The organism is Streptomyces sp. NPDC042100, from assembly GCF_055582325.1.
The window spans coordinates 147,523-165,668 of the sequence record NZ_JBVJDK010000014.1; the positions used below are offsets into that span (position 1 = coordinate 147,523).

Sequence of the window (18,146 nt, forward strand, 5' to 3'; positions counted from 1 at the left end):
TGGGGGGCTGATCGGGTGCGGATCCCGGCGGGGGCCTAATGGTTAGGAAATATTCCTAACCATTAGGCCGGACAGTAGAGACCCGCGCCCGGCCGCGCAAGACCGCCGACGAGATCCGGTGCCGGGATCCCCTCCCCAGGACGTGGGTCAGCGCTTGGCGGTGCGGCCGAAGGCGGTGCGGGCCCAGAGGAAGCCGGCGAGGCTGAGACCGAGGCACCAGGCGAGCGCGAGATAGCCGCTGTGGCCGATCGGGGTGCCCATGAGGAGCCCGCGCAGGGTCTCGATGACGGGGGTGAAGGGCTGGTACTCGGCGAACCAGCGCAGCCCGGTCGGCATGGTGTCGGTCGGCACGACGGCGCTGCCGAGCAGGGGCAGGAAGGTGAGCGGCAGGGGCGCGTTGCTGGCCGACTCCGGGGTCCTGGCCACCAGGCCCATGCCGGCGGCGAGCCAGGTGAGGGAGAGGACGAGCAGGGTCAGCAGGCCGAGGGCGGCGAGCCATTCGACGGCGGAGGCGTCGGGCCGGAAGCCGATGGCGAGGGCGACCCCGATGACCAGGCCGACCGCGATCAGCGTCTGGATGACGTTGCCGACGACGTGCCCGGTGAGGAACGCGGCTCGCGATATCGACATCGTGCGGAAGCGGTTGACGATCCCCTCGGTCATGTCGACGCAGACCCCGACCGCCGTGGCGACCGCGCCCGCGGTCGCGGCCATCAGGATGATGCCGGGGGCGACGTAGTCGATGTAGGTGCCGTCTCCGGCTCCGGTGATCCCGGCCCCGATGGCGCCGCCGAAGGCGTAGTTGAACATCAGCAGCATCATCACGGGCATGATGACCGTGGAGACCGTCATCGACGGATAGCGCTGGGCGTGCTTGAGGTTGCGCCGCAGCATGGTCAGGGAGTCGCTGACCGCGTAGGTGAGGGTGCCGCTCATCGGGCCATCTCCGTCGTGGAGTCGGGCGTCCCGTGGCCGGTGAGGGTCAGGAACACGTCGTCGAGGTCGGGCGTGTGCACGGTCAGCGACTCGGCCCGCAGTCCCGCCCCGTCGAGCACGTCGAGGACGGCCCGCAGGGTGGGGACGGTGCCGTCGCCGGGGACCCGGAGCGTGAGCTGTTCGGGGTCGCGCGCCGCGGCGCCGAAGTGGCGGGCGGCGGAGTCGAGCGCGTCGAGGTCGGCGAAGACCAGCCGGATGTGCCCGCCGGGGATCAGCCGCTTGAGCTCGTCCGGGGTCCCCTCGGCGACCAGCCGGCCCCGGTCGAGGACCGCGACGCGGTCGGCGAGCTGATCGGCCTCCTCCAGATACTGCGTGGTGAGGAAGACGGTGACGCCCTGGTCGGCGACCAGACCGCGGATGATCTCCCACATGGTGCGGCGGCTGCGCGGGTCGAGGCCGGTGGTCGGCTCGTCGAGGAAGATGATCCGGGGCTCGCCGACCAGCGTCATGGCCAGGTCGAGCTTGCGGCGCATCCCGCCGGAGAAGGTGGAGACCGGCGCGCGGGCGGAGTCGGCGAGCTCGAAGCGGTCCAGGAGCGCGGCGGCCCGGCGGCGGCCCTCGGCGCGGGGCAGATGCCGCAGGTCGGCCATCAGGAGGAGGTTCTCCTCCGCGGTCAGCAGCGCGTCGACGGCGGCGAACTGTCCGGTGACGCCGATCGCGGAGCGCACCCCGTCGGGCTGCTCGGCGAGGTCGTGGCCGGCGATCCTGGCCCGCCCCGCGTCGGGCTCGATGAGCGTGGACAGGATCTCGACGGTGGTGGTCTTCCCGGCCCCGTTGGGGCCGAGGAGGGCGAAGACGGTGCCTTCGGCGATGCTCAGGTCGACGCCGGCGAGGACGGTCTTGTCCCCGTACGCCTTGTGGAGGCCGTGGGCGGAGATGGCGGGCCGGGCCGTGGTGACGGCTCCGCCCGCGGTGGTCGCGGTCATGGGCGGCGCTCTCCCTTCCTGGGAGCTCAGGCGCGGCGGATCACGATGTCGCCGACGCTGGTGCGGGCGTGGATCTCGACGGTCTCCTCGGAGGGGCCGGGGTCGGCCGCCGCGTCGAGGGAGTTGCGGAGGGTGCCGAACTTGGAGTGGGCGTCGAGCCAGGCGGCGGTGGACCCGGGAATGCCGATCTCCAGGTCGCCGACGGAGGTCTGGAGGTTGACGACGCCGCGGGTCACCCGGTGGACGCCGATGGCGCCGTTGGCCGCCTTGGCATCCACGGAGCCGTGCGCGACGCCGACGGTGATGCGCCCGTTGGACGAGTTCGCCTTGAGATCGCCGGTGATCTCGCCGATCACGGTCTCGCCGTTGCCGTTCTTGACGGTCGCGGTGCCGGTGACCTCGCCGATGTCGACCCGGCCGGCCCCGTGGATCTCGGCGTCGCCCACGGCCCGGTCGATCCGGATGTCGCCGAAGTCGGTGCGCAGGTTCACCGAGGCGGCCTCGTCGATCCGGATGTCGCCGAAGCTGGTCCTGATCCGGCACTCGCCCAGCGGCCCCTCCGTCACGTAGTCGCCCATCGGCGCGTTGCTGTGGAGGTGGGAGCCGGCGGGCAGTTCGATGGTGACGTCGATGGAGCCCTGCTTGCCGAACAGGCCGCGCTTCTTGGGGCCCTTGAGGGCGAGGACGCCGTTGGCGAAGGTGACCGAGGTCTGCTGCGCGGCCCGCGCGTCGGCGTCGTCGGCGCCGTTGCTCGGCTGCACCTCGACGACCGTCGTGCCGCGCTTGCTCGCGGTGAGCCGCACCTTGGCCACCTCGAAGTCGAGGACGGCACTGATGGGTTCGGGGGTGTCGTAAGAAGGCATGGCTGTCCCGTCCTCTTGGCTCTGTTGGGTGATTCCGCAGGTGGGGAGGTGAGTGGGGTGAGGTGGTGACGTGGTGGGGCGGGAGGGGCCCGGCCGGGCGGCCCCGGCCGGTGGCCCGGCCCCGGCGGCGGGCCGCCGCTAGCGGATCCAGCCCTGGTAGCTCTGGCCGTGTCCGGCGGCCCGGGGGGCCGGTCCGGCCGCGCCCGCGCCCGGCTCCAGGGCGGCGCCGACCGCCCGGACGAGCCACGCGTTGACCGAGAGGCCGTCCCGGCCCGCCGCCTCCTCGACGCGCGCCTTGAGCGGGGCGGGGAGCCGGAAGTTGATCCGGGCGGTCGTCCCGTCGTCGGCGTCCGCCAGGGACGGCGCCACGGGGGCCGCCGGTGGTGCCACGGGTGGCGCCATGGGCGATGCCCTCGGGGTCGTGAGGCTGGCCGGGTCCACACCCAGGGACTCCGAGCCGGGCGGTGCCGTCACCACGAACTCGGGGTCGAGCCCCCGGAGCCGCACGTCCACCGAGCCCGGGGCCAGGTCACGGGTGATCTCGTCCGAGGCCGCCGACAGCGCGTTGAGCAGGGTCAGGCGCGCGGCCGACTCCAGCGGCGCGGTGAGCCGCTCGGCCAAGGCGCGGGCCTCGTCCCCGCCGGCGTTCGCGGCGACCGCGAGCTCCCGGCGGAGGTGATCGACGAAGGGGGTCAGGTCCATGTGCACCATAGTGGCATCAGGGTGGCGCCATAGCAAGCCCTTCATGGCGCCAAGTGGCGCCATATGGTGTCACCGCTGGTGTCACCCCACACCGCAGTGCCGCAGTGCCGCAGTTCCGCCCCGCAGTTCCGCCCCGCAGTGCAGTGCCGCGCGAGCCCCTCAGGCCGCCGGCTTGCCCGGCTGGTCGTGGGTGGCGCAGTGGATGCCGCCGCCGCCGGAGGCGATCGTGTCGATCTCCAGTTGCACCACCTCCCGGCCGGGGAAGTGCTCCTGGAGGATCCCCTTCGCGCGGGCGTCCGCCCGCGCGTCGCCGAACTTGGGGAGGAAGACCGAGCCGTTGGCGACGTAGAAGTTCGCGTAGGTCGACACGAAGTCATGGCCCTCGCCGGTGATCTTGTCCAGATCGGGCTGGGGCAGCTCGACGATCTCGAAGCGCCGGCCCCGGGCGTCGGTCGCCTTGGACAGGACCGAGCGGGCCTGGTCGGCCGAGCGGGACCAGGAGTCCGGGGGAGTGCCCGGGAACGCCTGGTCGAGCAGGACCACGCCGGGCGCGGTGAACCGTACGAGGCTGTCGACGTGCGCGTCCGTGATGTCCTCGCCTCGGACGCCCGCCAGCCACACCACCTTCTCGACGCCCAGGGTGTCGATCAGCTCGGCCTCGATCCGCGCCCGGCTCTTCCCCGGGTTGCGGTTGGCGTTGACGATCGAGCTCTCGGTGACGAGCAGCGTGCCCTCGCCGTCGGTCTCGAACGAGCCGCCCTCGGCGACGAGCGGGGCCTGCTCCCGGGGGATGTGGTAGCGGGCCAGCAGCTTGCGGCCCACCTGCGCGTCGTTGGCGTGCTCCTGTTTGCCGCCCCAGCCGTTGAAGTTGAAGTCGACGCCGATGAGCTCGCCGTCGTCCTCCACGAAGACCGGCACGGTGTCGCGGGCCCAGAGGTCGTCGACGGGCAGCGGGATGACCTCGACCTGCGCGCCGCAGGCCCGCTGCGCCTCGGCCACCTGCTCCGGGCGGGCCATCATCACCACCGCCTCGAACTCCGCCACCGCGCGCGCGATCCCGGCGATGTCCTCCCGTACGGACGGCAGGTCGTCGCCCCACACCGAGGAGAGCGCCGGCCAGGACATGAACGTACGGGTGTGGCTGTCCCATTCGGCGCCGAACCGGCGCTTCCCGCCGGGCCCGACGGTCGCGGCCGGGCTGCTGGGCGCGCCCGTCGGGCCGGGGTCGGCGGCCCCCTCGGGCCCGCAGGCGGCGGCGCCGAGCGCGACGGCCCCGCCGAGCCCGGCGAGGGCGCGCAGGGCGCCGCGCCGCGACACGAACAGCGGACCGGCGGCCGGAGACCGGCCCACCGCGTCCCGGCCCACCGCCTCCCGGCCCGGCGAGCCGGGCGCCGGAGACGAGCCGGGCGCCGGAGACGGGCCGCGCTCCGGAGACGGGCCGGGCTCCAGGGACGGGCCGGGCGGTTCAGGGGGGAAGGGCAGGGACACCTGGGCTCCGATGTGCTCCGACGTCCTCCGACGTCCTCCGAACGTGGCTCGCGACGCTAACCGACGCCGCCCGAGCGGACGCGGAGACGCGCACGGCGCCCGGCGGTCCGGTCCCGCGCTTCACACGGGCGGAGGTGTCATCGGGATTTCATCGCCCTTCCCTAGCCTGGCCGCGTTCGGACGCGCCCCGTCGAGCGGGCCGCGAAACCAGGCGGCGCCCGTAGGCCGCCACCCACGGGAAGGACGGCTCGATGGCGCGGAGGAGAGCACGGGTGAGGCTGCCGATCGCGGTCATGGCCGCCGTCGCGGTGATGGGCACGACGGCGCTCGCCGGACCGCCCGCGGGCCCCGCCGAGGAGGGGCCGGACAAGCCGACGATCCGCTACACCGAGTACGGCATCCCGCACATCACCGCCTCCACCTGGGAGGGCCTGGGCACGGGCTACGGCTACGCGGCGGCCAAGGACAACATCTGCACCCTGGCCGACACGTACGTCATGGTCAACGCCCAGCGTTCGCGGTATTTCGGCCCCGACGGCAAGGCCAGCCCCGGCCAGAGCCAGAACAGCACCACCAACCTCAACAGCGACCTGTACTTCCAGCGCGTCAACGACGACCGGGTGGTGGAGCGGCTGCTCGCGCAGCCCGCCCCCAACGGGCCCGAGCCGGAGGTGAAGGAGGCCATCCGGGGCTATGTCCAGGGCTACAACCGCTATCTGGCCGAGACCGGCGTGGACGGCATCACCGACCCGGCCTGCCGGGGCGCCGCCTGGGTGCGCCCCCTCACGGAGCTCGACGTCTACCGGCACGCGCACGCCGAGATCATCATGGGCACCGCCGACCCGCTGCTCGACGGCCTGGTGACCGCCGCCCCGCCCGGCGCCTCCGCCGCGGCCGCGGCCGCCGCGAAGCCGCCCACCGCCGCGCGGCGCGCCGAGGACGCGCGGGAGACCGCCCGGAAGATCCGCGACGCCATGGCGGCGAGCCGCCGCGACGGCCTGGGCAGCAACGCGCTGGCCGTCGGCTCCCAGGGCGTCTCCGGCGGTACGGGGATGCTGCTCGCCAACCCGCACTTCCCCTGGCAGGGCAAGAACCGCATGTGGCAGAGCCAGCTGACCATCCCCGGCAAGGTCAACGTCTCCGGCGCCAGCCTGCTCGGCCTGCCCGCCGTGAACATCGGCCACAACGACGACGTCGCCTGGACCCACACGGTCGCCACCGTCGCGCCGTTCGGGCTCTTCGACGTCCAGGTGGACCCGTTCAACCCCACGTCCTACCTGGTCGACGGCGCCTGGGAGAAGATGACCTCCCAACGGGTCACCGTCCAGGTGCGGAACGCCGACGGTTCCCTCGGCACCGTCTCCCGGACCCTGTGGTCCACCCGGTACGGCCCCGTCACCGCCTCCGTCCAGGGCATCGCCCTGCCGTGGGTGGTGAGCGCCCACGCCGTGCGCGACGTCAACATGGACAACCTGCGGGCCCTGAACACCTGGTTCCACCTCGACCAGGCGAAGGACGTCCGGGACGTGGTGAACACCCTGGAGACCACCCAGGGCGTGCCCTTCTTCAACACCGTCGCCGCCGACCGCGAGGGCGACGCCCTCTACGCGGACATCCAGGCCACTCCCAACATCACCGACGAGCACGCCGCGTCCTGCCTGACCGAGACCGGCAAGCTCCTCTTCCACCAGACGCTCCGGCTGCCGAACGTGCCACCGGTCTCGATCTTCGACGGCAAGCGCGCCGCCTGCGACTGGCCGAACGACCCCGCCGCGGTCGCCCCCGGCCTGCTGGACCCGCGCAAGCAGCCGCGCCTGATCCGCTCCGACTTCGTGGGCAACGCCAACGACAGCGCCTGGCTGGCCAACCCCGAAGCGCCGCTGTCCTTCCCGCGCGTCATGGGCGACACCGGCGCGCCCCGTTCGCTGCGCACCCAGGAGCTGATCCTCACCGCGCAGAACCGGATCAACGGCAACGACGGGCTGCCCGGCCGGGGCTTCACCCCGGAGAACATGCGCCAACTGCTGTTCGCGGACAACAGCCGGGCCGCCGACCTGGCCCTCAACGCCACCGTGAAGGCCTGTCAGGACACCCCCTTCGGGCTGGTCCTCGTCGACGGCAACCTGGTCAACATCAGCGAGGCCTGCCCGGTCCTCGCCGCCTGGAAGAGCCACGACTTCACCCTGGACAGCCGAGGCTCCTGGCTGTTCGAGAACTACTGGTACCGGCTGGCCGGCGGCAAGGGCGTCGAGGCGCTGCCGTGGAAGGTCCCCTTCGACCCGAAGGACCCCGTGCACACGCCGAACTCGCTGGACCCCGGCAACAACGCCGTACGCGACTCCCTCGCCCGCGCGGTGCTCGCGATGCGCCAGGCCGGCATCCCGCTGAACGCGGCCCTGTCCGAGGTCCAGACGGTCACCCGCGGCGGCGAGCGGATCCCGGTCCACGGCGCCGTCCACGAGCTGGGCGTACTCAACGTCGTCACCCCCGGCCAGGTCGACGGCCGGATGGACATCACCTTCGGGTCCAGTTTCATCCAGCAGGTCCGGTTCACCGCGGACGGCCCGCCGCAGACGTCGTCCCTCCTGGCCTACTCCCAGTCCGCCGACCCGACCTCGCCCCACTACGCCGACCAGACCCGGCTGTTCTCGGCGGGCCGGTGGGTGACCGAGCGCTTCACCGAGGAGCAGATCGCCGCCTCGCCCGTCCTGCTGACCAAGGTCCTGGACTGACGCCGGACCGACGAAGGGGAACCCCATGAGAAGCACAGCGCACACGTCCGGCACCTGGCGCCCGGTGGTGGCGTGGCTGGTCGCCGCCGTGGCCGTCGTCCTGCCGGCGGCGGGCCCGGCCCAGGCCGCCACCGCGCCCGCCACCGCTCCCGCCACGGGAACCGCCACCGCGCCCGCCGTCTCCGACGGCACCGCGCCGCCGCCGATGACCGACGGCTTCGGCCTCACCCAGGTGGAGGCGGTGAAAGGCGACGCGACCGAGTTCCACCTCACCGTCACCACACCCGAGGTGACGGGCAAGCACCACATCAAGATCATCCTGCCGAAGAGCTACTACACCGACCCGGACCGGCGCTACCCGGTCCTCTACTTCCTGCACGGCTCGCCCGACGACCCGGTCGCGCAGAACTACCCGGCGCTGCGCACCTCCGACGCGATGATCACCGTCATCCCGGACGGCGGCGCCCGTGGCTGGTACGCGAACTGGCTCAACCAGAAGACCGCCCTCGGCGCCCAGAACTGGGAGAACTTCCACCTCAAGCAGGTCATCCCGTTCATCGACGCCAACCTGCGGACCATCGCCGCCAAGAAGGCCCGCGCCGTCGCCGGCGTCTCCATGGGCGGCTTCGGCGCCCTCCACTACGCCCAGGCCCGCCCCGACCTGTTCGGCCAGACCGCGTCCCTGTCCGGCGACATCGACCTGTCGGCCAAGTCCATGGACCTGCGGTTCGCCGTCGTCGCCTCGCTCATCGACGCGACGGGAGCCATCTGCGCCTCCTCGTCCGGCTCCTGCGACCCGAACGAGTCCCCGTACAAGCCCGGCGTGGACAGCGACGCCGCCTTCGGCTCCCCGTACCCGGTCTTCAACGCGGACTGGCGCTGGAACGAGGTGAACCCGGCCGCCCATATGGACCGCCTCAAGGGCGTCGGCGTCTCGATCTACGTCGGCAACGGCGCCGGGGTCCCCACCGAACCCGAGTTCTGGCTCGAAGGCGCCGCCAAGCACGCCAAGGCCGGCCTCGACGCCCTCGGACTGCCCTACTACTACGTGAACTACGGCGACGGATCCGCCTGGGGCACCAACTGCAACGGCGGACACAACGCCTGGTGCTGGGAGGCCGACCTCAGGGACCTGATCCCGCGGCTGGAACGCTCCTTCGCCTCCTGACCGGCGCCCGGCGCGGGGGCGGGGCCCGGATCGGCCCCGTCCCCGGCCCCGTCCCCGCACAGCACCAGTCGCCGCGTCCGCCGCAGCATCCCGCCCGGCGCCACCCCCAGGTCCTCGGCGAGCCGCCGCGACGCCCGGTCGAACACGGCCGCAGCGTCCCCCCGCCGCCCCTCCCGGCACAGCGCCCGCATCAGCAGCGCGGCCACCTGCTCGTTCAACGGGTGCGCGGCGAACAGCGAGGTCAGCTCCGCCACCGCCTCGGCGGACCGGCCCAGCCGCCCCAGGAGCTCCGCCCGCCGCCGCGCCAGGACGATCCGGCGCTCCGTCAGCCGCAGCCGCTCCCGCTCCGCGAGCGGCCCGGGCAGCCCCGCCAGCGGCTCGCCCCGGAACAGGCCCAGTGCCCGCCCGTACAGCCGCACCGCCTCCGCCGCCCGGCCCGCCCGCTCCGCCGCCCCCGCCCGGCCGGCCAGCTCCTCCATCCGGACGGCGTCCACCTCGAACGCGCCCGCCACCAGCCGGTAGCCGTGCCGGTCACGCGCGATCAGCGCCTCGGGGTCCCCGTCACCCGCGCCGAGCATCCCGCGCAGCCGGTACACGTACACCGGCACCACGTTCGCGGCCGGCGGCTCCGTCCCCCACACGCCCTCCAGCAGCTCCGTCCGGCTCAGCGTCCGCCCGCCGCCCAGGGCCAGCGCCGCCAGCACCGCCTGCCGGCGCAGATGCCCGGGACCCAGCGGACGCCCGTCCCGCCGGACTTCCAGCGGCCCGAGCACCGACACCCGGATCAGCGCCCCCGCCGCCGGACCGCCGTCCGCGTCCGCCGCGGGACCGCCGTCCGCCCCCGCCCCCGCCGCCGGACCGCCGTCCGCCGCCCCGGCGGGCCGGGAGCGCGGCCCCCGCCCCGGCAGCACGAGCCCTCGGTCGAAGGCGTGCACGATGGCCGCCGGACGGTCCCGCAGCCCCAGCCGCGCCAGCAGCCCCGCGAGCCGCTCGGACACCGCCGCCTCGGGCACGCCGAGGAAGGCGGCGATCTCGTCGTCCCGCAAGCCGCAGCCCACCGCCGCCAGCAGTGCGCGCTCCCGGTCCCCGAGCGTGGTGACATGCGCCCGCATCGCTGCTCCCCGGTCCGCGGATCGGCCGCCCAGGCGGACGCCGCCGACACCGTAGGGGCGCGGGCACCGGACCCGGCACCCGGAAGGATCCGGAGTGACCGGCGCCGCCGTCGGCCGGTACGGGATCACCCGGGCGGGCGCGCGGTGCCGCCGCGCCGCCCGGCGGCGGCCGGGTTACGGTCGCCACCATGGCGCAGGAGCGGCGGCAGGGCTGGACGAGGTGTCTGCTGGGCGGGCTGGTGTTCGTCGTCTGCATGACCGGGACGACGCTGCCGACCCCGCTCTATCCGCTGTACCAGGAGAAGTTCGGCTTCTCCGAACTCACCGTCACCGTCGTCTACGCCGTCTACGCCTTCGGGGTCATCGCCGTCCTCCTCCTCGCCGGGAACGCCTCCGACACCGTCGGCCGCCGCCCCGCGCTCTGGGCGGGCCTGGCCTTCGCCGCAGCCAGCGCCGGCTGCTTCCTCGCCGCCGACTCCCTCGGCTGGCTGTACGCGGGACGGCTGCTGTCCGGCGTGTCCGTCGGGCTGTTCACCGGCGCCGCCAGCGCCTACGTGATGGAGCTCGCCCCACCCGGCGGCGCCTCGGGCGCCACGCTCGTCGCCACCGCCGCCAACATGGGCGGCCTCGGCTGCGGTCCGCTGCTCGCCGGGCTGCTCGCCGAGTACGCGCCCGAACCCCTGCTGCTGCCCTTCGCCGTGCACCTGGGCCTGGTCGCGCTGTCGGCGCTGCTCCTGGCCTTCCTGCCGGAGACCGTGCCGGACCGGCGCCCGCTCAGCGCCGTACGGCCGCGCCGCCCGGCGCTCCCGGCGGGGGTGCGGGCCGTGTTCGTCCCGGCCGCGGTGGCCTCCTTCGCCGGATTCGCGCTCTTCGGCGTCTTCACCTCCGTCAGCCCCGCCTTCCTCGGGCGCTACCTGCACGTCGACAACCACGCCGTGGTCGGCCTCGTCGTCGCCCTCGCCTTCTTCGCCTCGACCGGCGGACAGGTCGCCGCCGGCCGCCTCGGCACCGCCCGCTCGCTGCCGCTGGGCTGCGTGGTGCTCCTCGCGGGCCTGCTGCTCCTCGGCTGCGCGCTCGTCACCGACCTGCTGGTCTTCGTGGTGCTCGCCGCGCTCGTCGGCGGCACCGGCCAGGGCCTGGCCTTCCGCGCCGCCCTCTCGGCCGTCGCCGCCGCCTCGCCGCCCGACCGGCGGGCGGCGGTCATCTCGGCCCTGTTCGTCGTCGCGTACGCGGGCATCTCGATCCCCGTCATCGGCGTCGGCCTGCTCGCCGACCCCCTCGGCCTGGAGGGCGCCGGACTCGTCTTCATCGGCTGCATGGCCCTGCTGGTCACGGCCGCGGCCGGGTACCTCAGCCGCCGTCCGGCCCCGGCCGGGAGCTGAACGCCCCGGCCGGCGAGGGACGTCGGTCCCCCTCGGCCGGCCGCCATCCCCACACCGTCAGCATCCCGGCCGACAGGGCGGCGCAGCCGTCGGAGGCCAGATAGGCGACCGCCGCGTCGACACCCGCGTCGTCGATCAGGCCGGTGGCCGTCATCGCCTCCCGGCTCCGCGACCAGGTGTCCGCCCAGAAGCGGCTGAGCGGGCTGCCGGGCAGCAGCGGCGGTACGTGGAGTTCGGCTCCGATCCGGGTCAGCCCCGCCTCCGCCAGCAGCCGGGGATACCCGGGGACCCACGACACGTCGGTGCCGATCGTGTCGCCCAGCCCCCGCCACATCGCCCGCATCGCCCGCGCGTACGGCGTGTCGGGCGTGGCGCCCGTCGTCAGGTCCACGGCGTCGCTCAGGACCAGCACCCCGCCCGGCTCCACCAGCCGGGCCAGCGTGCCGATCAGGCGCTCGCGCTCGGCCAGGTGCATCAGGACGAACCGCGCGTGCACCAGCCGGAAGCGGCCCGGCACGGCGCCCGGCGCGGTGACGTCGGCCTCCAGCACCTCCAGGCCGGGGACCGGGTGTTCGGCGAGGAAGCGGGTGTCCCGGTCCACGGCCAGCACACCGGCCACCCCCGCCTCGGTGAGCAGCGCCCGCGAGACCGTGCCCGTACCGGCGCCCACGTCCAGGCAGCGCCACCCCGGGCCGGCCCCCAGCTCCCGCAGCCGGGCCAGGGTCACCGCGTCGTACGCGAGGGCCCCGAAGTCGATCCGTTCGCCCTCACCGGCCTGCTCCGGGCGGAACACGGCCTCGCCGTACCGCCCGTCCGACGACGGTCCGTTCTCCATGCCGGTGGCCCCTCTCCCGTTCCGCGCTGACGTCCGGCCGATCCTGCACCGGGCGCCCGCGCGGCCCGCCCGGACGCGCCGGACCCCGGCGGCCCGGCCCACCGCACGGCTCAGTCCGCGGCCACCTGCCGGACGCCCGTCACCAGGTCGGGCCGGATCCGCACCACCTGGTCCAGCGCCCGGTCCGTCCACGGCTGGATCGCGGCCCGGTAGCGGGCCGCCTCCCTTGGATCGGTCACCAGCCGGCAGAAGCCCGTCACCACCACGCTCCAGCCGAGCCGGGCGTCCACGTCGATCTCGTCCGTCTCGTACGCGACGACCACGCCCCGGTCGTCGTCGGCGCCCGAGCGGGCCAGCACCGCCAGCTCCGTGTCGTCATGGGTGCGGACGAAGATGTCGCCGCCGTCCACGAGGTGGTTGACCGGCCGTACGGTGGGCAACGCCCGCCGGGTGAACACGATCCGGCCCAGCGGCACCGAGCCGAGCAGCCGCAGCGCCTCGGCGGCGTCCAGCCGCAGGGTGCGCCGGGCGCCGGCGGGGGAGTGCGGGACCGGGACGGGGGCGAGAGGGGCGTCGTCGTTCACGGTGCCTTCCAGGGGAGGAGAGGGGGGACTTCTCCGCAGTACATGCCCCAGGAAGCGGCGGGGGAAGGGCCGTTCGGCCCCGCTCGCCCCTGCCGACCGGCCGGTGGACGCCGCCGGGACGCACCGGCCGGCGGCGGCCCGGGGGACGGCCGGGCCGCGCCCGGAGCCGGTGCGTCCGGGGCGCGAGCAGAGTCGACCACGGGCGGCGGCGGCCCGCACAGGGCCTTTCGGCCCTGGGGGCCCAGGGCCGAAAGGCCCTGCCGTCCCGATGCCATACTGACGCCGCCTCAGCTCCCGCCCCTGCCCCAGGAGACCGCCCGTGAACCCCGCCCCGCCCATCCGGGTCTTCCTCCTCGACGACCACGAGGTCGTCCGGCGCGGGGTCCGGGACCTGCTGGAGGCCGAACCCGACATCGAGGTGGTCGGCGAGGCGGCGACCGCGCGCGAGGTGCTCGCCCGGGTGCCCGCCGCGCGGCCCGACGTCGCCGTGCTCGACGTACGCCTCGGCGGTGTCGGCGGCGACCACGAGGGCGTGGAGGTCTGCCGGGAACTGCGGGCGGCCATGCCGGAGCTCGCGTGTCTGATGCTGACGTCCTTCGACGACGACGAGGCCCTGTTCGACGCCATCATGGCGGGCGCCGCCGGATACGTCCTCAAGCAGATCGGCGGCTCCGACCTGGTGCACGCCGTCCGCACCGTCGCCACCGGCAAGTCGCTCCTCGACCCCCGGATGACCAGCCGGGTGATGGCCCGCATCCGGGGCCCCGAGCCCGCGCCGGAGCCCGCGCCCGGTCCGCGCGCCGACGCCACCGCCGACCTCGAACGGCTCTCGCCGCGCGAACGGGAGATCCTCGACCTGATCGGCCTGGGCCTGACCAACCGGCAGATCGCGGAACGCCTCTTCCTCGCCGAGAAGACCGTCAAGAACCGGGTCTCCGCCATCCTCGGCAAACTCGGCGTCGGCCGCCGCATCCAGGCGGCCATGCTCGTCGAACGCCTGCGCACCCCGTAGCCCGTAGCCCATGGTCCGAAGTCCGTACGGCGGCCGCCCCCGGGGCCGGCCGGTCAGTCCTCCTGGTGCGGCAGCGGCACCGTCCACACCAGGCGGGTGCCGACCCCCGGGTCCTGGAGCTCCAGCGTCCCGCCGTGCTGCTCCGCGCGGGAGCGCAGGTTGAGCAGCCCGCCGGTCGGCCGGGCCGCCCCCGGGCCGATGCCGTCGTCCGTGACGGTGAGCACCAGCCGGTCGGCCGTCTCCGGCACCGACAGCACGACGTCGGCGCGGCTCGCGCGGGCGTGCCGGGCGCTGTTGCTGAGGGACTCGGCCGTCACGGCCAGCACGTGCTCGGCCAGTTCGTCCGGGACGGCGGAGTCGACCGGGCCGACGATCCGCAGCGAGGGCGGGAAGCCCAGCGACTGGGCGGCCAGCCGCGCGGTCTCCGCCATGCGGCGGCGCAGCGCGGGCCCGCCCCGGTCCTCGTCCGCCGTGCGCAGCTGGAGGATCGTGGAACGGATGATCTGGATCGTGGCGTCGAGGTCGTCCACCGCCCGCGCCACCCGGTCCGCCGCGCCCCGGTCGGCGATCAGACGGGTCGCGCTCTGCAGGGTCATGCCGGTGGCGAAGAGCCGCTGGATGGCCAGGTCGTGCAGGTCGCGGGCGATCCGGTCGCGGTCGTGCAGCACGGCCAGCTCCTCGGACTCGGCCCGGCGGCGGGCCAGTTCCAGCGCGATCGCCGCCTGGTCGGCGAAGCCGCTCAGCAGCTCGACCTCGGCGGCGTCGAACTCGGCCCGTCCCACCCGCCGCGCCAGCCGCAGCGCCCCGCACACGGCGTCGTCCACGGGCAGCGGGACGGCGACGACAGGACCGTACGCGCCGGAGTCGTACGGGTCGGAGCCGTGCGCCCCGGAGTCGTGTGCCCGCGAGCCGTGTGCCCCGGAGCCATGTGCTCCGGCACCGTGCCCACCAGCACCGTGCGCCCCCGCACCGGCGTCCGCGCGCAGCGCCCGGGCCCTGGTGTCGGCGCGTACGTCCGCGGTGACGGCGGGGCGCCGGGTGCGGGCGGCGAGGCCCGCGAGCGAGCCGTCCGCCGGGAGGCGGGCGCCGAGCACCGCGTCGGCCGCGTCCCCGTCGGCGACGTGCACGGCCAGCTCGCCGGAGCGGCCCGCCGGGAGGAGGACGGCGGCCAGGTCGGCGTCGGCGACCTCCCGGGCCCGGCGGGCGATCAGCCGCAGCACCCGGTCCGGGCCGGTCCCGGCGAGCAGCGCCCGGGTGATCTCCGCGAGCGCCTCCAGCCGGTGCTCCCGCCGCCTGCTGTCGTGGTACAGGCGCGCGTTGTCGATGGCGACGCCCGCCGCTGTCGACAGGGTGGTCAGGACCGCCTCGTCGTCGGCGTCGAAGCCGCCCGAGCCGCGCTTCTCCGTCAGGTAGATGTTCCCGAACACCTCGTCCCTGACCCGGATCGGCGCCCCCAGGAACGTACGCATCGGCGGGTGGTGCGCCGGGAAGCCGAAGCTGCTGGGGTGCCGGGCGAGGTCGTCGAGGCGCAACGGGACCGGGTTGCGGATGAGTTCGCCGAGGATGCCGTGCCCGCAGGGCGCCGGGCCGATCCGGGCGGCCAGTTCGGCGGCCATGCCGACCGGGAGGAACTGCGAGAGCCGGTCGCCGTCGCCGATGACGCCGAGCGCCCCGTACTCGGCGTCGGTGAGGGCGACGGCCGCCTCCACGATGCCGTGCAGCACCTGCGGGAGTTCGAGGTCGCGGCCGAGGTCCATCACGGCGGCGAGCAGCGCGTGCATCCGCTCGGGGACGAGCCGGGGCATCGGCGTGCCCGGCGATGGTGCTGTGTCGGACATGCCTGCCTGCTCCGCCGGGTGCTCATCGTGCCTCTTCCTTCGGCAGGTTACGGCACGGGTGAGGGCCGCTCGCAGGGGCCGTTCGGCCCTGCCGCCGCGCCCCGGAGGGGACTGTTCGACCCTGTCGGGCGCCCGGCGGCGGCGCGCAGCATGGGCGGCGGCCGGGAGGCGGCCCCGTCATCCCCCGTGTGGAGCCTCCCGGCCACCCCGATCGTGATGCGTACAGGGAGGTCGTCGTCCGGTGGGCGAGGCACAGAGCAGGGAACGGCGGACGCGGCAGGCGCGACAGGTGCGCCGGGCGCGGCAGGTACGGCCGGAGTGGCCGGAGTGGCCGGAGTGGCGGACAGCCGGCCCGGCGGCCGGCGAAGGCGCGGCCCGCCCGGCGCGCGCCGCGTGGGTGGACTGGCTGACCACCACCGACCACAAGCGGATCGGCACGATGTACCTGGTCGCCGCGCTGTTCTTCTTCTGCGTCGGCGGTGTGATGGCCCTGGTGATGCGGGCCGAACTGGCCCGCCCCGGCACCCAGATCATGTCGAACGAGCAGTTCAACCAAGCGTTCACCATGCACGGCTCGATCATGCTGCTGCTCTTCGCGATGCCGCTGTTCACCGGCTTCGCCAACTGGATCATGCCGCTTCAGATCGGCGCGCCCGACGTGGCCTTCCCGCGCCTGAACATGCTGGCCTTCTGGCTGTACCTGTTCGGTTCGCTGATCGCCGCGGGCGGCTTCCTCACCCCCGGAGGGGCGGCGGACTTCGGCTGGTTCCTCTACGCGCCGCTCTCCGACGCCGTCCACTCGCCCGGTCTCGGCGCCGACCTGTGGATCATGGGCGTGGCGCTCTCCGGCTTCGGGTCGATCGCGGGTGCGGTCAACTTCATCACCACGATCCTCTGCATGAGGGCACCCGGGATGACCATGTTCCGGATGTCGATCTTCACCTGGAACGTGCTGCTGACCTCCCTGCTCGTCCTCCTCGTCTTCCCCGTCCTCGCGGCGGCGCTGTTCGCCCTCGAATGCGACCGGAAGTTCGGCTCGCACGTCTTCGACGCGGCCAACGGCGGGGCGCTGCTGTGGCAGCACCTCTTCTGGTTCTTCGGGCACCCGGAGGTGTACATCCTGGCGCTGCCCTTCTTCGGCATCGTCTCCGAGATCATCCCGGTCTTCAGCCGCAAGCCGATGTTCGGCTACATCGGCCTGGTGGCCGCCACGATCGCGATCGCCGGTCTGTCCGTGACCGTGTGGGCCCACCACATGTACGTCACCGGAGGCGTACTGCTGCCGTTCTTCTCCTTCATGACGTTCCTGATCGCCGTGCCGACCGGCGTGAAGTTCTTCAACTGGATCGGAACGATGTGGAAGGGCTCGCTGTCCTTCGAGACCCCGATGCTCTGGGCCACCGGCTTCCTCATGACCTTCACCTTCGGCGGTCTGACCGGCGTCATCCTGGCCTCGCCGCCGATGGACTTCCACGTCTCCGACTCGTACTTCGTCGTCGCCCACTTCCACTACACGCTCTTCGGCACGGTCGTGTACGCCATGTTCGCGGGCTTCCATTTCTGGTGGCCGAAATTCACCGGCAGGATGCTCGACGAGCGGCTCGGCAAGATGACCTTCTGGACGCTCACCGCGGGCTTCCACGCCACCTTCCTCGTCCAGCACTGGCTGGGCGCCGAGGGGATGCCCCGGCGCTACGCCGACTACCTCGAAGCCGACGGCTTCACCGCCCTCAACACGATCTCCACGATCGGCTCCTTCCTGCTCGGGCTCTCCTTCCTGCCGTTCTTCTACAACGTCTGGAAGACCGCCCGGTACGGGAAGCGCGTCGACGCCGACGACCCCTGGGGCTACGGGCGCTCCCTGGAGTGGGCGACCTCCTGCCCGCCGCCCCGGCACAACTTCCGCGCCCTGCCCCGGATCCGCTCCGAATCCCCGGCCTTCGACCTGCACCACCCCGAGATCGCCGCCCTCGACCGGGCGGAGAACCGGGCGGGGAACCGTGCCGAGAACCGGACGGCGGAGACGGCGGGCACCCGGTGACCCCCGTCCTCGCCCTCGGCGCCGCCGCGCTGACCGCCGCCGGGTGCGTCTGGTACGTCCCCGCCCTCGTCGACCTGCGCGCCGGGGCCGACCGGCCGGCCTCCCGCCGCCTCGCGGCCACCGCCTGCGTCACCGGCTGGGGCACGGCCGCCCTGACCGCCCCGCTGATCCTCGCCGCCGTCCCCCCGGCGCTCCTCCTCGCCCTCCTGGTGGCCGGCGGCACCGCGAGCGCCACCGTCGGCACCTGCGCCTCGGTCCGGCGCCGGACCGAGGAGCGCGAGGCAGCGGCCTGCTGGGCGGCGCTGGCCGAGACCGCCCCGACCCACCCGCCCACCCCGGACGGCCGCCCCGCGCCAGGGCCGAACGGCCCCGGAGCGGGAGGGGCTTCCGGCCCCCCGGGAGGGCCGGACGGCGGTCCGGGCGCGGTGCGAAACTGACGTGCCTTCAGAAGTCAGCAGGGGAGAGAC

Annotated in this window: 15 protein-coding genes; 6 read left to right on the top strand and 9 right to left on the bottom strand. The window is 74.2% G+C overall.

Annotation, left to right across the window (positions count from 1 at the left end; genetic code table 11):
- Positions 1-147 precede the first annotated feature (147 nt).
- From ACZ6J5_RS28690 to ACZ6J5_RS28710, 5 genes are all read right to left on the bottom strand, one after another.
- The gene (locus tag ACZ6J5_RS28690) at positions 148-936 is read right to left on the bottom strand and encodes an ABC transporter permease (RefSeq protein WP_469396283.1); all 789 of its coding nucleotides are present in this window, start codon (positions 934-936) and stop codon (positions 148-150) included.
- Positions 933-1,922 (bottom strand): ATP-binding cassette domain-containing protein, encoded by a 990-nt coding sequence (locus tag ACZ6J5_RS28695; RefSeq protein ID WP_469396284.1) that lies wholly within the window; start codon positions 1,920-1,922, stop codon positions 933-935. Before ACZ6J5_RS28695 ends, ACZ6J5_RS28690 begins: the two co-directional genes overlap by 4 nt.
- Positions 1,923-1,948: 26 nt before the next feature.
- Positions 1,949-2,785: a DUF4097 family beta strand repeat-containing protein gene (locus ACZ6J5_RS28700; protein ID WP_469396286.1), complete on the bottom strand. Its 837-nt coding sequence runs from the start codon at positions 2,783-2,785 to the stop codon at positions 1,949-1,951.
- A gap of 138 nt (positions 2,786-2,923) precedes the next feature.
- Complete coding sequence (locus tag ACZ6J5_RS28705) at positions 2,924-3,487, bottom strand: hypothetical protein (protein WP_469396288.1); 564 nt, start codon at positions 3,485-3,487, stop codon at positions 2,924-2,926.
- A gap of 159 nt (positions 3,488-3,646) precedes the next feature.
- Positions 3,647-4,837 carry an agmatine deiminase family protein gene (locus tag ACZ6J5_RS28710; protein WP_469396290.1) on the bottom strand — a complete coding sequence of 397 codons (1,191 nt, stop codon included), beginning with the start codon at positions 4,835-4,837 and terminating at the stop codon, positions 3,647-3,649.
- A gap of 410 nt (positions 4,838-5,247) precedes the next feature.
- On the opposite strand from ACZ6J5_RS28710, the gene ACZ6J5_RS28715 reads away from it, so the two are divergent.
- The gene (locus ACZ6J5_RS28715; RefSeq protein ID WP_469396292.1) at positions 5,248-7,707 is read left to right on the top strand and encodes a penicillin acylase family protein; all 2,460 of its coding nucleotides are present in this window, start codon (positions 5,248-5,250) and stop codon (positions 7,705-7,707) included.
- Between the two features lie 25 nt (positions 7,708-7,732).
- Positions 7,733-8,875 (top strand): alpha/beta hydrolase, encoded by a 1,143-nt coding sequence (locus tag ACZ6J5_RS28720; protein WP_469396294.1) that lies wholly within the window; start codon positions 7,733-7,735, stop codon positions 8,873-8,875.
- Here the strand turns inward: ACZ6J5_RS28720 and ACZ6J5_RS28725 are convergent.
- Entirely contained in the window at positions 8,761-9,987 is a 1,227-nt protein-coding gene (locus tag ACZ6J5_RS28725; protein ID WP_469396295.1) for an AfsR/SARP family transcriptional regulator, read from the bottom strand. The genes ACZ6J5_RS28720 and ACZ6J5_RS28725 overlap by 115 nt on opposite strands.
- A gap of 188 nt (positions 9,988-10,175) precedes the next feature.
- Between ACZ6J5_RS28725 and ACZ6J5_RS28730 the strand changes: the two genes are divergently transcribed.
- Positions 10,176-11,369 (top strand): MFS transporter, encoded by a 1,194-nt coding sequence (locus ACZ6J5_RS28730; RefSeq protein ID WP_469396296.1) that lies wholly within the window; start codon positions 10,176-10,178, stop codon positions 11,367-11,369.
- Here ACZ6J5_RS28730 and ACZ6J5_RS28735 read toward each other — a convergent pair.
- Both ACZ6J5_RS28735 and ACZ6J5_RS28740 read right to left on the bottom strand, forming a co-directional pair.
- Complete coding sequence (locus ACZ6J5_RS28735; protein WP_469396299.1) at positions 11,338-12,204, bottom strand: methyltransferase domain-containing protein; 867 nt, start codon at positions 12,202-12,204, stop codon at positions 11,338-11,340. The genes ACZ6J5_RS28730 and ACZ6J5_RS28735 overlap by 32 nt on opposite strands.
- Before the next feature lie 110 nt (positions 12,205-12,314).
- Positions 12,315-12,788, bottom strand: coding sequence for a pyridoxamine 5'-phosphate oxidase family protein (locus ACZ6J5_RS28740; RefSeq protein WP_469396300.1), 474 nt, complete (start codon positions 12,786-12,788; stop codon positions 12,315-12,317).
- Positions 12,789-13,107: 319 nt separating this feature from the next.
- Here ACZ6J5_RS28740 and ACZ6J5_RS28745 point away from each other — a divergent pair, with 319 nt between their 5' ends.
- Positions 13,108-13,800 (top strand): response regulator, encoded by a 693-nt coding sequence (locus tag ACZ6J5_RS28745; RefSeq protein ID WP_469396302.1) that lies wholly within the window; start codon positions 13,108-13,110, stop codon positions 13,798-13,800.
- A gap of 53 nt (positions 13,801-13,853) precedes the next feature.
- Here ACZ6J5_RS28745 and ACZ6J5_RS28750 read toward each other — a convergent pair whose 3' ends face one another.
- Positions 13,854-15,638 (bottom strand): sensor histidine kinase, encoded by a 1,785-nt coding sequence (locus ACZ6J5_RS28750; protein WP_469396304.1) that lies wholly within the window; start codon positions 15,636-15,638, stop codon positions 13,854-13,856.
- 289 nt (positions 15,639-15,927) lie between these two features.
- Here ACZ6J5_RS28750 and ctaD point away from each other — a divergent pair, with 289 nt between their 5' ends.
- Together ctaD and ACZ6J5_RS28760 are read left to right on the top strand one after the other, a co-directional pair.
- Positions 15,928-17,679, top strand: a complete 1,752-nt coding sequence (gene ctaD / locus ACZ6J5_RS28755) for an aa3-type cytochrome oxidase subunit I (protein WP_469396379.1) — start codon at positions 15,928-15,930, stop codon at positions 17,677-17,679.
- Entirely contained in the window at positions 17,676-18,116 is a 441-nt protein-coding gene (locus tag ACZ6J5_RS28760) for a hypothetical protein (RefSeq protein ID WP_469396306.1), read from the top strand. The genes ctaD and ACZ6J5_RS28760 overlap by 4 nt, the downstream gene beginning before the upstream one ends.
- The last annotated feature ends 30 nt before the right edge of the window (positions 18,117-18,146 follow it).

Bases quoted from the DNA above. Each gene is read 5' to 3' on its own strand.
- ACZ6J5_RS28720 (WP_469396294.1), top strand. From the start codon at position 7,733: ATGAGAAGCACAGCGCACACGTCCGGCACCTGGCGCCCGGTGGTGGCG.
- ACZ6J5_RS28705 (WP_469396288.1), bottom strand. From the start codon at position 3,487: ATGGACCTGACCCCCTTCGTCGATCACCTCCGCCGGGAGCTCGCGGTC.
- ACZ6J5_RS28735 (WP_469396299.1), bottom strand. From the start codon at position 12,204: ATGGAGAACGGACCGTCGTCGGACGGGCGGTACGGCGAGGCCGTGTTC.
- ACZ6J5_RS28750 (WP_469396304.1), bottom strand. From the start codon at position 15,638: ATGTCCGACACAGCACCATCGCCGGGCACGCCGATGCCCCGGCTCGTC.
- ACZ6J5_RS28700 (WP_469396286.1), bottom strand. From the start codon at position 2,785: ATGCCTTCTTACGACACCCCCGAACCCATCAGTGCCGTCCTCGACTTC.
- ACZ6J5_RS28725 (WP_469396295.1), bottom strand. From the start codon at position 9,987: ATGCGGGCGCATGTCACCACGCTCGGGGACCGGGAGCGCGCACTGCTG.
- ACZ6J5_RS28690 (WP_469396283.1), bottom strand. From the start codon at position 936: ATGAGCGGCACCCTCACCTACGCGGTCAGCGACTCCCTGACCATGCTG.
- ACZ6J5_RS28730 (WP_469396296.1), top strand. From the start codon at position 10,176: ATGGCGCAGGAGCGGCGGCAGGGCTGGACGAGGTGTCTGCTGGGCGGG.
- ACZ6J5_RS28695 (WP_469396284.1), bottom strand. From the start codon at position 1,922: ATGACCGCGACCACCGCGGGCGGAGCCGTCACCACGGCCCGGCCCGCC.